The sequence below is a fragment of the Parabacteroides vesiculifaciens genome (genome assembly GCF_049860805.1).
Taxonomy (GTDB): Bacteria; Bacteroidota; Bacteroidia; order Bacteroidales; family Tannerellaceae; genus Parabacteroides.
Genome location: NZ_CP187555.1, coordinates 773,111 through 787,284 on the forward strand (window position 1 = coordinate 773,111; position 14,174 = coordinate 787,284).

Annotated in this window: 11 protein-coding genes; 9 read left to right on the forward strand and 2 right to left on the reverse strand. The window is 44.3% G+C overall.

What is annotated here, in order from left to right:
• The first annotated feature begins 207 nt into the window (after window positions 1-207).
• The 9 genes from clpB (at window position 208) to ACPYIV_RS03115 (ending at window position 12,510) form a co-directional block, all read left to right on the forward strand.
• Window positions 208-2,796 carry an ATP-dependent chaperone ClpB gene (gene clpB, locus ACPYIV_RS03075; protein ID WP_293731999.1) on the forward strand — a complete coding sequence of 863 codons (2,589 nt, stop codon included), beginning with the start codon at window positions 208-210 and terminating at the stop codon, window positions 2,794-2,796.
• 211 nt (window positions 2,797-3,007) lie between these two features.
• Complete coding sequence (locus ACPYIV_RS03080; protein ID WP_425885475.1) at window positions 3,008-5,095, forward strand: retropepsin-like aspartic protease; 2,088 nt, start codon at window positions 3,008-3,010, stop codon at window positions 5,093-5,095.
• 99 nt (window positions 5,096-5,194) lie between these two features.
• Window positions 5,195-6,142 (forward strand): Rpn family recombination-promoting nuclease/putative transposase, encoded by a 948-nt coding sequence (locus tag ACPYIV_RS03085; RefSeq protein WP_293732001.1) that lies wholly within the window; start codon window positions 5,195-5,197, stop codon window positions 6,140-6,142.
• A gap of 8 nt (window positions 6,143-6,150) precedes the next feature.
• The gene (locus ACPYIV_RS03090) at window positions 6,151-7,857 is read left to right on the forward strand and encodes a RecQ family ATP-dependent DNA helicase (protein ID WP_425885478.1); all 1,707 of its coding nucleotides are present in this window, start codon (window positions 6,151-6,153) and stop codon (window positions 7,855-7,857) included.
• Window positions 7,858-7,938: 81 nt separating this feature from the next.
• Window positions 7,939-8,265, forward strand: coding sequence for a hypothetical protein (locus tag ACPYIV_RS03095; RefSeq protein ID WP_293732003.1), 327 nt, complete (start codon window positions 7,939-7,941; stop codon window positions 8,263-8,265).
• A gap of 45 nt (window positions 8,266-8,310) precedes the next feature.
• A complete protein-coding gene (locus ACPYIV_RS03100; RefSeq protein ID WP_293732004.1) occupies window positions 8,311-8,991 on the forward strand; it encodes an OmpA family protein in 681 nt (226 codons plus the stop codon).
• A gap of 237 nt (window positions 8,992-9,228) precedes the next feature.
• The gene (locus ACPYIV_RS03105; RefSeq protein ID WP_425885481.1) at window positions 9,229-10,914 is read left to right on the forward strand and encodes a leucine-rich repeat protein; all 1,686 of its coding nucleotides are present in this window, start codon (window positions 9,229-9,231) and stop codon (window positions 10,912-10,914) included.
• A 279-nt stretch (window positions 10,915-11,193) separates the two neighbouring features.
• Window positions 11,194-11,847 carry a DUF4136 domain-containing protein gene (locus ACPYIV_RS03110; protein WP_293740895.1) on the forward strand — a complete coding sequence of 218 codons (654 nt, stop codon included), beginning with the start codon at window positions 11,194-11,196 and terminating at the stop codon, window positions 11,845-11,847.
• 33 nt (window positions 11,848-11,880) lie between these two features.
• Window positions 11,881-12,510 (forward strand): porin family protein, encoded by a 630-nt coding sequence (locus tag ACPYIV_RS03115; protein WP_293740896.1) that lies wholly within the window; start codon window positions 11,881-11,883, stop codon window positions 12,508-12,510.
• Window positions 12,511-12,592: 82 nt separating this feature from the next.
• On the opposite strand, the gene ACPYIV_RS03120 is transcribed toward ACPYIV_RS03115, so the two are convergent.
• The gene (locus ACPYIV_RS03120) at window positions 12,593-13,234 is read right to left on the reverse strand and encodes a hypothetical protein (protein WP_299363295.1); all 642 of its coding nucleotides are present in this window, start codon (window positions 13,232-13,234) and stop codon (window positions 12,593-12,595) included.
• A complete protein-coding gene (locus tag ACPYIV_RS03125; protein ID WP_293740898.1) occupies window positions 13,215-14,021 on the reverse strand; it encodes a metallophosphoesterase family protein in 807 nt (268 codons plus the stop codon). Before ACPYIV_RS03125 ends, ACPYIV_RS03120 begins: the two co-directional genes overlap by 20 nt.
• Window positions 14,022-14,174 lie beyond the last annotated feature (153 nt).

The following is a 14,174-nucleotide window of genomic DNA, read 5'->3' on the forward strand; positions in this document are numbered from 1 at the left end:
AGCCAAAAAGTAAACCTTTTTCCCTGCCGCCTTGTTCTTTTCCCGAAAGCAGATAAAAACAACGTGAAACGAGACTGTTCGGCAGACTCTTTAAACGCAATGTTTTAAAATGTGTGACAAAATGGCATATTTTGTTTCTGGTACTTGTTTTGTAGGAATATATATGAAAATTAGAAATAAAAATAGAATAGAAAGGAGTATAACTATATGAATTTAAACAATTTTACAATTAAAGCACAGGAGGCCGTTCAGCAGGCGGTGCAACTTGCTACTCAGAATGGGCAGCAGGCGATCGAAGCCGTACATTTGCTGAAAGGTGTCATTATGACGGGCGAAAGTGTGACCAATTTCATCTTCCAGAAACTGGGTGTCAATATCCAGAATCTGAACCGTGTGTTGGATGCACAGATCAGTTCGCTGCCGAAAGTATCAGGCGGAGAACCTTACCTGTCAAGTGAAGCAAATGCCGTTTTGCAGAAAGCAATCGACTATTCATCCAAAATGGGGGACCAGTACGTTTCTCTGGAACCGATCATTTTGGCCTTGTTCACGGAAAAAAGCACAGCTTCCCAGATTCTGAAAGATGCCGGTGTGACGGAAAACGAATTACGCCAGGCAATTGAAGAGTTGCGGAAAGGAAATAAGGTAACCAGCCAGTCGGCCGAAGAAACCTACGATGCGCTGGGTAAATATGCAATCAACCTGAACGAACGTGCCCGTAGCGGCAAGTTGGACCCGGTGATCGGGCGTGACGACGAAATCCGCCGTGTACTTCAGATCCTGAGTCGCCGTACGAAAAACAATCCGATCCTGATTGGCGAACCGGGGGTTGGTAAGACGGCGATTGCCGAAGGTCTTGCACATCGTATCGTGCGGGGCGATGTGCCGGAGAACCTGAAATCGAAACAGATTTTCTCTTTGGATATGGGCGCTTTGGTTGCCGGAGCCAAATATAAAGGTGAGTTTGAAGAACGTCTGAAAGCCGTAGTCAACGAAGTGACTAAATCGGATGGGGAAATTATTCTCTTTATCGATGAGATTCATACATTGGTCGGTGCCGGTAAGGGCGAAGGTGCGATGGATGCCGCCAATATCCTGAAACCTGCTTTGGCCCGTGGCGAATTGCGGTCGATCGGTGCGACGACACTGGATGAATATCAGAAATATTTTGAGAAGGATAAGGCGCTCGAACGTCGTTTCCAGATTGTTATGGTAGACGAACCGAACGAATTGGATGCCATTTCCATCCTGCGTGGTTTGAAGGAGAAATATGAGAATCACCATAAGGTACGTATCAAAGATGATGCGATTATCGCAGCCGTCCAGTTGTCTACACGATACATCACCGACCGGTTCCTGCCCGATAAGGCGATCGACCTGATGGATGAGGCCGCAGCCCGTCTGCGTTTGCAGATCGACTCTGTGCCGGAATCCCTCGACGAAGTTTCCCGCCGTATCAAACAGTTGGAAATCGAACGTGAAGCGATCAAGCGTGAAAACGATAAAGGAAAACTGGAACAGCTCAATAAGGAAATTGCCGACCTGAAGGACGAAGAAACGAAACAGAAGGCGCAGTGGCAAAGCGAAAAAGAGCAGATCAACAAGATCCAGCAGAATAAGATCGATATCGAAAACCTGAAGTTTGAAGCCGATAAGGCCGAACGTGAAGGCGACTACGGAAAAGTAGCCGAAATCCGTTACGGAAAGATCAAACAGAAGGAGGAAGAGATCAAGGAAGTTCAGGAGAAACTGAAGACGATGCAAGGTGCCGCCGCCATGATCAAGGAGGAGGTGGACAGCGAAGATATTGCCGATGTGGTGTCTCGTTGGACCGGAATCCCTGTCAGCAAGATGATGCAGAGCGAAAAGGAAAAATTGCTCCATCTGGAATCCGAATTGCATACGCGTGTGATCGGGCAGGAGGAGGCTATCAGTGCTATCGCTGATGCCGTACGCCGTAGCCGTGCCGGTTTGCAGGATCCGAAACGACCGATCGGTTCATTTATTTTCCTCGGTACGACGGGTGTCGGTAAAACAGAGCTGGCCAAAGCGTTGGCGGAATATCTGTTTGACGACGAGAATATGATGACCCGTATCGATATGAGCGAATACCAGGAGAAGTTCAGCGCGACCCGTCTGATCGGTGCACCTCCGGGATATGTCGGATATGATGAAGGTGGCCAGCTGACGGAGGCTATCCGCCGCAAACCGTATTCGGTCGTTCTGTTTGATGAAATCGAGAAGGCTCATCCGGATGTATTCAATATTCTCTTGCAGGTGCTCGACGACGGACGTCTGACCGATAACAAGGGACGTGTCGTTAACTTCAAGAACACGATCATCATTATGACCAGCAACATGGGGTCGTCCCTGATCCGTGAAAACTTCGAGAAGATGACACCCGAAACACACGATCAGGTAGTCGATGAAACGAAGATCCAGGTGCTGGAATTGCTGAAAAAGACGATCCGTCCGGAGTTCCTGAACCGTATCGACGACATCATCATGTTTACGCCGCTCAACGAAGAAGAGATCCGCAAGATCGTTACCGTTCAGTTGAATAGTGTAAAGAAGATGTTGGCCCAGAATGGTATTGCCCTGGAATTTACAGATGCAGCTCTGGCGTTTATCTCGGACAAAGGGTTCGACCCGCAGTTTGGTGCCCGTCCTGTAAAACGTGTCATCCAGAAGTATGTCCTGAACGAACTGTCCAAAGAATTGCTGGGTGGAAAGATCAACAAAGACCATCCGATCACAATCGACAGTGACGGTTCCAACCTGGTCTTTAAGAACTGACCGAAGATGGTTTGATTGATATATATTATGTGAAAGGCTCTGCTCCCATAAGGGGCGGGGCTTTTTCTATTTCCTGCGGATAACAGTAGATAACGTTGCTTAACACTGCTTAACGCTAAATGGATTGTTTTTTGCTGATCGGTTCGGAGCCAATATCTATTTTTGTCTGATAATTAAAGTAAAAGAAAAACATTAAAAATAGATTTTGAATATGACAAGACTTAAATCTATCATTCTAATTTTGTTAGCCAGTCTTTCTCTGGCTGCTTTCTCTCAAACTGATTCATCTCTGCGTTCGCAAATACAGCTTTTAGACGGGTATGGGAATGCTGTTAAATTATGGAATTTGTATAAAAATTCGGCTGCTGTGATGGATGAGGCTACGCGGTTGAAAACTGAAATTTCGTTATACTATTATCTGAACCGGGCGGACGACATGATCCGGAGTGTGGATTCGTTGCTGGCCTTGTACCCGGAAGCGTGTACGGAAGATGATAAATTCGCCTATAGTTGTGTCAAAGCAGAGAAACTGTTTGAAAAAGGACGTTATAAGGATTTGTATGCCTGGTGGGATCAGCTTTCCGGTGACGAGGCCTTTTGCCGTAAGATGGAAGAAAAAGGGAGTTTCCCTTGTACGATAGAATCGATAAAAGGATTGTCAGGTGTGCCTGACTTCCGGATGGATTTTCCGGATTCGGCCTGTACCGTCCCGGTGAGTTGCACCTATCCGTTGGTGCTGTCTGTGAATGTAGACGGGACCGGACTTTCGGAGACTATATTTGATACAGGTGCCCCTTTTACGTTCCTGACGATCGAAGCGGCTCGTAAGTGCGGTGTGAAACTAATAGGTGATACGATACCGGTACAAAGTATGTTTGGTGTGTCGAAAGCAACGACCGGATTGGTAAAGTCACTCCGGTTGGGGAATATAACCTTTCATAACACGGCTGTTCATGTCTCTTTGCTCGAAAACGATCCGATCTTTTCCGGACATGATGCCATTCTCGGAATGAAAGAATTGCGTGGAGTGGCGGATATTGAATTTTCATTGGGCAATCTGACCATCAGGAAAAGAGGAGGGAAGAAAGCGCTTGATCCGAATATTTGTTTTTCAGAAGCAGGACAGCTTTATTTGCCATTCGGGGAACGGCTTTATTTATTGGATACGGGAGGGCAGGTCAGTTTTTCGAATACGACTGATTCGGCATTGACGAAAGTGATGGATGTATGCGGTTATCCGGTACGGTTCAGTAATACCTGTACTACGAATCCTGATTTACTGAAATCCGCACTTTTGGGATTCCCTTTCTTTCAGGGTTTTGAGACTTGTACACTCGATTTGGAACGGATGCGTTTTTCCGGTGAAAACTATCGTCAGCGAAGCGGTTATTCGGATTATATCAACAGTAATAATCTGTTAGGACTGGATGCCGAACTCGATTGGCTGGAAAAGACCTCGGACGAAATGGGACGGTGGCTGACCCGGGCTTATTGGGGAATTGTGAAGAATGATTACGATTGTACGATCCGGTACACGGATAGTTTGTTAAATAAATATCAGCAGGAGCTTGGCGGAGGTGTTCTTTTCGTGCTGAACTTGAGGGCGGCATCGTTGGCTTATCTGGGATATTATAAAGAGGCCGGCGAATTGATGAATATTTGTGTCCGGGCCATGCCGGATATGGCGGGCAGTTATAATAAATGTGTGGCTCTGGAATCTTTCGGCGCCCAGCAGCTTGATTGGAAACAGGAACAGGTGATCTTGAATGCCGTCAGGGACGGCAGCGGTTTTTCCATTCCGGCCAGGATAGGAGTAAAGTCTTGTAAACTGTATTTTGCACCTGACAAAGGCGTTTCGACTGTTTCGAAAGCCGAGGCGGTGAAACTGGGAATGCAGGTGATCGAGTTTGAAAATCCGGCGGCAAGAGGGGGTAAGGAGTATATGGCGATAGCACCGGAGTTGACTCTGGGCGATTTAGTGATCCGGAATGCCCAGTTTGAAATCAGAGATGAAGAAGGTCTTGTGTTGGGTAATAATATACTCCGGCTTCTTCCCCAGTTTACGATTTGTAATAACCGGATTGAACTTTACCGGCATCCGCAACAGCATAAGGTTACGAAAGAGTTCCCTCTTTTGCTTTCTAATTATGTGTTTTGTTTTCGCGAATCGGAAAAGAGCGGGAAAGGCTATTCTATCGGATCACCAGTCCCTTATGCCCAGGAAATCTCTTTGCAGGATTTATGTAAACCGGATGTGAAAGTCATATTCGATCTGGAGCACATGAAATTGGGAATGTGATTTACAATGCTTTTTATCCTGAATTTTATTTTCCATCTATTGCTCATTCATGAATAATACGTACATTTGTGAATCATGTAACAAATAAAATCATTAACTATGGAAAAGTCAGAATCTAAAGTTATGGCAGAGAAAGAAAAAGAAGAATTACAAGACCGGTATATCCGTTTTGACTGGGCCATCAAACGTCTGCTGCGTCAGAAGGCTAATTTTGATGTGCTCGAAGGTTTCCTTTCTGTCGTATTGAAAGAAGAAGTTAAAATCATAGAACTTCTTGAAAGCGAAAGCAATCAGGAAACGGCTGAAGACAAATATAACCGTGTTGATATCAAGGCTCTGAATAGCAAAGGTGAAATTGTTATTATAGAGGTTCAGAACACACGTGAGGTGCACTACCTTGAACGCATATTATACGGAGTTGCCAAAGCGATTACCGAACATATTTCTTTGGGCGAGGGCTACCAGCAGATAAAGAAGATATATTCTATCAGTATTCTTTATTTTGACCTTGGTATCGGTACTGATTACATCTACCACGGTCAAAACCATTTTATCGGAATGCATACCGGTGACCGTTTGCATATCAACACACGTGAGCGTGATGCCGTCGTTCCCCGTTTACCGTCTGAAATATTTCCTGAATACATATTGATTCGTGTGAATGAATTTGATAAAGTCGCGTGTACCCCTTTGGATGAATGGATCAAGTATTTGAAAGACGGGACGATCCGTCCCGACACGACAGCTCCCGGGCTTCGGGAAGCTCGCGAAAAACTGAAATATTATTCTATGTCAGTGAAAGAACGTCGTGCATACGATGAGCACCTGAATGTGATCATGATCCAAAACGATGTACTTAGTACCGCCAAATGGGAAGGCCGGATAGAAGGGCTTGCCGAAGGGGAGGCAAAAGGAATGGAGAAAGGGATCGCAAAAGGTCTGTTGCAAGCAGCCATGAAAATGAAACTGGCGGGTATGCCTCTCCCTGTGATTGCCGATTGCACAGGCTTGACAGTTGAAGAGATCGAAATGATCGAAAAGATTTGATACAGCAGATGCACAATCCACTACAAGTACTGAAGCACTACTGGGGTTATGACGGGTTCCGGCCGGGACAGGCGGAAGTCATAGACAGTATTCTGTCCGGGCGTGATGCCTTGGCGCTTATGCCGACGGGAGGAGGAAAATCCATTACTTTCCAGGTCCCTGCTCTGGCAAAGCCCGGTATTTGCCTTGTGATTAGTCCGCTTGTCGCTTTGATGAAGGACCAGGTGAAGAACCTGCAAAAGCGTGGGATTCTGTCGGCGTTTATCAGTTCGGAAATGCCGCATTGGGAGATTTTGCAACAGCTGGATAATTGCATTCTGGGAGATTATAAGTTTCTTTATATTTCTCCCGAACGTATTTCCTCCGAAATGTTTCAGGAGAAGTTGAAGACATTGTCCCGTAAAGTGAATTTACTGGTTGTGGATGAAGCGCATTGTATCTCTCAATGGGGAAACGATTTCCGCAGGGATTACCGATTGATTGCGGATATCCGCGATGCCATACCTCATGTCCAGGTCATTGCCGTAACAGCTTCGGCAACGGCAGCCGTGGTAGCCGATATTTGCGAGCAACTTCACTTTCGCAAAGGATATCAGATATTCAAGACCTCTTTCGAGCGGAAAAACCTTTCTTTTGTAGTTCGGAAGACGGATAATAAATTGAATGAGATTTGTCATATCTTATCTTCCGTACCCGGTTCCGCAGTGATCTATAGCCGTACCCGCAAAGGGGTGGAAGAATATGCCGGGAAGTTGCGGGCGGCAGGTATTTCGGCCGAATATTTCCATGCCGGCTTAGACCCGGCTCTGAAGACAGAACGGCAGACTAATTGGATAAAAGGATTTACGCGTGTGCTGGTTGCCACTAACGCATTCGGAATGGGGATCGATAAAGGCGATGTGCGGGTCGTTATCCATACGGAGTTTCCCGATTCGATGGAAGCCTATTACCAGGAGGCGGGACGTGCCGGGCGTGACGGGAAACGGGCCTACGCCGTGGCTTTGTTGGCACCGCAGGATATAACGGATATAAAGAGGCGTCCTTCCAATGCCTTTCCTACGATCGAATATATCAAACGGGTATACGAAGCATTGTGCAACCGTTTCCAGATTGCAGAAGGAGACGGGGAAGGCGTGTCTGTTTATCTGGACGAACCGGAATTTCTAAGAGACTGGCATTTTGATAAGGGCCGTTTGCGTGCTTCCCTTGAAATACTCTCTTTGTCGAACTATCTTAATTTTGAACCCTATCCTAATTCACAGCCCTATCTGCGGTACGACCAGCCTCGTTGGACTATGGATCGTTTTCTGAACGACGATTCTCCTGCCGCCAAAATCGCCATTGAAATCTTACGGAATTACGAAGGGCTCTTTTCTGCCGGAGTTTTTGTCAGTGTCGATATGCTGGCGAGAAGGACCGGGTTGGAACCGAGTCAGGTGGCGAAAGTCCTGGGCTATCTGCGGAATGTGGGTTTCTATTATGTACCTCGCCGGAAAGAACCCCGGATCACCTTTAAAATGATCCGTGTCCCTCTGGACCGCCTTGTCATTACGACTGCATCCTATGAAAATCGTTTGGCTGCATTTAAAATGCGAATTGAAAAAGTGATAGAATATCTGGAGACGGCCGGTTGCCGCCAGGAGTTCATTTCCGAATATTTCGGTATGGAAGGCTCACGGTGTGGGTGTTGCGATAACTGCTTGCGGAAAGAGTAAAGATTTATGAGGAAAATAATGGGCTAAATTCGATTATTCCAATATCTTTGTATCATATTATCAACCAAAAATTAAAAAGATATGAGTGAAAAAGACGATTTAATTTACGATGAAGACGATTCCGTAGCATTTATCCAGAATTATCTTCCCCAGGAGTTGAAAGGGAAATTCAGCAATGACGATATTAATTACATTGTAGATCTGATTTATGAATTTTATGAGTCGAAGGGTTTTCTTGATGAGGATTCCGCCGACGATGCCGAAATTGATATTGATGAAGAAGAATTGATCGGGTATGTTGTAAAGAATGCGCAAAAAGACGGTGTGGGTAAGTTCGCACCCGAAGAGATTACTTTTATTGTACAGGGAGAACTTGAATATTGCGATTCCATCAACATGTTCGATTAATAGACTGTTGTATAGTTACAATAAAGTTTATAAAAGAATAAGAAGATGAGAAATTTTAAGTTGTTATCAGTTTTACTGCTTTGTATGGCAGTTGTTTTTACGAGTTGTGGAACATGGAACAATACCGCTAAAGGTACAGCTATCGGAGTCGGCGGAGGTGCGGCAGTAGGTGCCGGAGTCGGTGCTCTGGCTGGTAATACTGCGTTAGGTTCGATAATCGGTGCTGCGGTAGGTGGTACTGCCGGTGCTCTGATCGGTAAGAAGATGGATAAACAGAAGAAAGAACTGGAAGCTACGTTGCCGGAAGAAACGACTGTCGAAACCATCAATAACGGCGAGGCACTGAAGGTTACATTTGATTCGGGCATCTTGTTTGCAACCAATTCAAGCACTTTGAGCGATGCTTCCAAGAGCGCTTTGCGTAATTTTGCGAACAGCCTGAAAGCCAATCCCGATACGGATATCAAGATTGTCGGATATACGGACAATACGGGTAAAGTCGATTATAACCAGACATTATCCGAAAAGCGTGCAAAGAGTGTATATGACTATCTGATGTTGCAGGGTGTAAGCAGCGATCGTATGGTTTTTGAAGGCAAAGGCGTTCATGATCCGATAGCCTCTAACGATACCCCGGAAGGACGTGCTCTGAATCGCCGTGTCGAAATAATCATCCTGGCTAACCAGAAAATGATCCAGGAGGCACAGCAGGGAACATTGCGTTAATAAGCAGTAAATTTGAATTTATAAAAGGGATGTCCGGTTTTCAGGCATCCCTTTATTTTTAAGATTGTATTATTATTAAGTTTTGTTGCTTTTTCTATCATAATATCTCTATCTTTGTTTGTCACTTGAATATAATTCTTGATAAACAATATTTATCGTTATAAAATTACCCTGTATATGATTTGTCATATTCCCGGTGATGCTTTGTACAATTGTTAAACCATAAATAATAAGAGTATGAATAAATTTTTACACATTGGAGCAAGATATAAGATGAATGTCTTATTTGTATTGACAGGGTTGCTGGTTTCATCGGCAGATGTAGTGGGAAGTACCGGATTAATTTCGTCGGAGGCCAGCGATGCTACCTTGAAATCCCTTTCCTACAAAATAGGGGAAGATGGCCATAGTGTACCGATCAATAATTTTAAGCCGGATATTTATAACTACGAAGTTCCTTATGAAAGTAATGAAGATGCAATCAGCCAGGGAAGGCCTCCTGTTTATACTGATGCACAAATGGATATGTATAGGATTTATCCGGTTCCCGAAGCGAATGATCCGGATGCAACGATGACTGTTGTGGATGTTCCCTTTAAGCAAGGCGGTTTGGCTAAGGTACAGGTGACATCGGCAGATAAGACAAAAATAAATACTTATACCTTCTTTTTGGTCAGCCGGATGGATGCCGGTAAAAAATATTATGTGGTTTCCGAATTGGAGCATTTGACTTTAGAGGCCGATTCGTCTAAAGTTAGCAGAGATGGTCAGTTTGTAGGTAAATTAGTACCGGAAAGCGGGTACGAACTGCCTCAAAATATCACAATCGAATATGGAAGTGATGTTCAGAAGGTTTCTGGCAACCTTTATTCTTCTGTAACAGGTGAAATAAATCTGAAAGCATCTTGGCATATGCTGATTCGTGCGAAAGGAGTGAAGGCGTCGGATTTCTTTGTTGCCGACCATGTGAAATACCAGATAACAAGTTCGGAAAATATAGCTGTTGTAGGTACGGATGTCGAAGACAATGCCACCTGGACCGTAACGGATTGTATCATTCCTGCGACTGTTTCGAAGGATGGTAAAAATTATCAGGTAACGGAACTTGGTGAAGAAGCATTTATCGGATGCAAAAAACTGAAATCTATCACATTGCCTGCTGGTTTGACTACAATCGGAGAACGTTGTTTTGCCGGATGTGTCAGTACGTTGACGGAAATACATTGCCTGAATCCAGTTCCTGCTGCTTTCCCTCAGTTGTTCTTCCATGATACAATGGAGGAATTGAATAATTCTTCACCGGTGTACGACTGTGTCCTATATGTTCCTGCAGGTTCTAAAGCACAATATGCCCAGGCAGAAGGGTGGAAAAACTTTGGTGGAATATTAGAAGACGGGGAAATAATAGAACCGGTTGTTGGTGAAACAACCGATAGCACAATGACTATAACTTGCAATGCATTTGAGCAGGCAACCGGTTATATTGTAAAGGTGTACGAGGATGCGGCAAAGACCCGATTGAAAGATGAATATCAGTTTGATGCCGATGGCAAACTCCGTTCGTCTTCTTTCTCCTTTACAATCAAAGGATTGTCAGCCGGACAAACCTACTATATTGAAACAATGGCTGTCCGGGAGGGATATTATCCAACTCCGATTATTATTTCACAAAATACGATCGAAGCCAAAACAACCGGCACGGCGACCGCTAATGAGGGTGTGACGGCCGATAAACCGATTGTTTGCGTACAAGGTGGCGAGGTGGTGGTTCGTTCATCCGGTGAGATTTCTGTTCGTATCTATGACCTCTCCGGACAAAGTATTGTCGCCGGCAAGGTTACCGGATATGGTTCTTTCCAACTTACAAAAGGCATGTATATCGTGGTGGCAGGTGATGAAAGTTATAAGGTTGTAATACGATAAGATCGGCTGCAAACCCTATTATATAAATAAGGAGAGTATATCGAAACTCGTTTTTGGTATACTCTCCTTTTTTATAGGGATGGGCAAACGGCTATTTGGAACATATAGAGAGAAGGACTACTTTAACAGTCGTTTATAACCGTTCCAAAATCTTCAGGCAAGTTAATTAACACTCTTGAAAAGGGAGAATGCAAACCTTTTTTAGTTCATGTTGTTTAAATAGTAACTTATATATAAGTGCACAAATAATAGTATAAACTGTTTTAAACGTTGAATGAGATGAAAAAGATTCTTCCTTTTTTCTTATTGGTTCTTTTGCTGGCGTCTTGCCAGAAGGACCCGGACATGTCAAAACTAAGCGATGATTTCGTAGTATTCACAGATTATGATAAGGATGCGAACTTCGAATCGTTTACGACTTTCTATGTTCCTGATAGTGTTATGTTAATTGGTAATAATAAAGATCCGGAGTTCTGGGATGCTCCTGATGCCGGACAAATTATATCTACATTGACAAATGCTATGGAAGGGCGTGGTTATACGAAAGCTGACAGCAAAGCCGATGCCGAACTCGGTCTTCAGGTTTCTTTTGTTAAGAATGTGAACTATTTCACCAACTATCATGACAATCCTTACTGGTGGTGGGGGTATCCGGGATATAACTGGTGGTATGGTTACTGGGGCAACTGGACTGGCGCATGGAATGGATGGTATTATCCGTATCAGGTTGTTTACAGCTATAGCGTAGGTTCTTTGTTGGTTGAATTGGTCAATCTGAAAGCTCCGCTGCCAAAGTCGACAGATGCTAAACTTCCGGTTCTCTGGACTGGCTACATGACTGGCTTACTGTCCGGTTCCGACAAAGTGAATGTCGAACTTTCCACTCGTGCTATCGAGCAGGCTTTTGTACAGTCACCGTACTTGAAAAAATAATTAAACGCGAATTAAAAGATAAATTTGAGTCTTATGAAAAAGATATATAAATCAATAAAATTAATCGCTTTACTTGTTGCCTGTTTAGCGATACCTTCTCTGGCCGGTGCCCAGGTTGTAAAGAACATGTATTTTAATGTTGACTGGCAGATCAACTCTCCGTTCAGTCAGGATTTCTCTGATAAGACAAGTGGTTGGGGTGCACATGCAGAAGCTGGTTATTATGTAATTCCTAATTTCTCAGTAGGTGCATTTATTTCTTATCACACCAACAATAAGTATATCGATCGTCAGACATTGCCGGTAGGTTCAACATCTGCCATCACTTCCGATCAGCAGCACTCTATCTTCCAGTTGCCTTTTGGTGCAGCTTTCCGTTATAACGTAGCTCCCGAAAGTCAGTTCCAGCCTTATGCCGGCTTACAGATGGGTGCAAACTACAGTGAGATGTCGACTTATATGAATGTTTTAAAGGTTTACGACCGTAACTGGGGCTTTTATGTATCTCCCGAAATCGGTATGAATATGTATTTTACACCTCAGAAGCAGATCGGTTTACATATCGCTGCCTACTATAATTATGCAACCAATAAAGGTGATGTCCTGACTTATTCGATCGATGGCTTGAATAACTGGGGTATCCGTTTAGGTCTTGCATTCTAATGCGAAGTTTGTTCTTTTAAGTGTTTTATGTAGTTTATGGGGAACGGGAGGTTGTCGTAATGACGCCTCCCGTTTTTTTGTTTTATAGGATCTGAAGTTTGAGGCCGAACGAAAGACTCAGATAGTCTTTGGGTTTCAGATAACTGTTTCCGATCTTGTTTATCAGATACAGGTCGCAGGTACTGAGCTCGTAAAAGAAAGAGATGGATTTATGCCAGCTCTTTTTTGTATCCAGCTTCAATGTGAATCGCTCTCCGACAAAAACGTGGGTGCGGATGCGTGTGGAGAACCAGTAATAACCTTGCGGATATTTATCAGGTTGCTTACCCCAGAAGTCACGGTCTAAAAGGGTATTGACATAGACACCACAGGCGAGAGGTTCGAAGGAGAACTTTTCGGCAATATGGATGTTCCAGGGATAGTAATTTTGTTTGAGCGTAAGTGCCGCCATGGCATGACGGTCCGAATTTCGGGGGATTATTCCGAGGTAGACATCTGTTTCCCAGTGGTTGCGGTAATAATTCCAGCCTGTTCCGAGTGAAAGCATACCCATTGACCCCGCAAACTGGAATTTGGTATAACGGGGAATGAGCTTTTCCCATCTGGATATATATTTTTCCACACGTTTCTTATATCGTGCCTCTTCTATGTTTTCCTCCTGTGCCTGTAAAGCGCCGGCAAGGGAAAGAAATACGATCATCCATTTAAAAATAGATAACTTCATACGTGTAGCTGTCTGGGGTTAGGGTGAATAATATGTAGTTGCGTTTGGCTATATTGCTACAGCCATAGTAAATGATCCCATCGTCAAACAGGTCTTCCACTTGCAACTGATGGTTATGTGCATTCAGGCAGAAGAGCAAAGAGGGGAATTCCCGGATGTATAACTGGAATACATCTTTCACGTTGTTATCGAATTGTTCGCTTCCGGGGCGTGCGTGCATGGCGACGACCGTACGGTTGTAATGGCGGGTGCTGTCTTGTAGTTCTTCTTTCAGGAAGCCGAAGTCGGGGACAGGATGGGAGTAGTCGTATTCGATTGCATTGGTGTTGAGGCAAACGAATTTGACATCCCGCACGATAAAGGTAAAGTTCTCTTCACCGAACAGTTTGTTGAAAACCTGGTCGCCATTGCCGATCACGTCATGATTCCCGATCAATCCGAGATATGGAATATCGAGCTTCGACAGGATATCGACTGTCCATTCGTACTCTTTCTTCATTCCGAATTCGGTGTAGTCTCCTCCGTGGATGATGAAATCGATACTGTCTTTTTTAGCATTGATATGCTTTACGAAATCTTCCGTCTCGTCGTAACTGCGTTGCGTATCGCCCATCAGGACGAAGCGGATCGTGTCTTTATCTTTTGTGGCAGCCTCGATTAGAGGGATGTTGCGACCGTTGATGTCACGTTCGGATATGGTAAGCCGACCGTCATACGGATGATAGTCGATAAGGTCGCATGCAGATAAGAGTATGCACAGAAAGAATGGTAGAGTTTGTTTATACATTATGTCCTAACTTTTGTAGTGGCAAAGTTAAGATGTCATGCTACTACAAAAAAGGTCAGGATGTAATGAATAATGTGCCAATTGAGCAATATGTCAATGTGCCAATGATAGGTTTCTTGTATTGGCACATTGGTATATTGCTCGACTGGCACA

Bases quoted from the DNA above. Each gene is read 5' to 3' on its own strand.
- ACPYIV_RS03105 (WP_425885481.1), top strand. From the start codon at position 9,229: ATGAATAAATTTTTACACATTGGAGCAAGATATAAGATGAATGTCTTA.
- ACPYIV_RS03085 (WP_293732001.1), top strand. From the start codon at position 5,195: ATGGAAAAGTCAGAATCTAAAGTTATGGCAGAGAAAGAAAAAGAAGAA.
- ACPYIV_RS03090 (WP_425885478.1), top strand. From the start codon at position 6,151: ATGCACAATCCACTACAAGTACTGAAGCACTACTGGGGTTATGACGGG.
- ACPYIV_RS03115 (WP_293740896.1), top strand. From the start codon at position 11,881: ATGAAAAAGATATATAAATCAATAAAATTAATCGCTTTACTTGTTGCC.
- ACPYIV_RS03125 (WP_293740898.1), bottom strand. From the start codon at position 14,021: ATGTATAAACAAACTCTACCATTCTTTCTGTGCATACTCTTATCTGCA.
- ACPYIV_RS03095 (WP_293732003.1), top strand. From the start codon at position 7,939: ATGAGTGAAAAAGACGATTTAATTTACGATGAAGACGATTCCGTAGCA.
- clpB (WP_293731999.1), top strand. From the start codon at position 208: ATGAATTTAAACAATTTTACAATTAAAGCACAGGAGGCCGTTCAGCAG.
- ACPYIV_RS03080 (WP_425885475.1), top strand. From the start codon at position 3,008: ATGACAAGACTTAAATCTATCATTCTAATTTTGTTAGCCAGTCTTTCT.
- ACPYIV_RS03120 (WP_299363295.1), bottom strand. From the start codon at position 13,234: ATGAAGTTATCTATTTTTAAATGGATGATCGTATTTCTTTCCCTTGCC.
- ACPYIV_RS03110 (WP_293740895.1), top strand. From the start codon at position 11,194: ATGAAAAAGATTCTTCCTTTTTTCTTATTGGTTCTTTTGCTGGCGTCT.
- ACPYIV_RS03100 (WP_293732004.1), top strand. From the start codon at position 8,311: ATGAGAAATTTTAAGTTGTTATCAGTTTTACTGCTTTGTATGGCAGTT.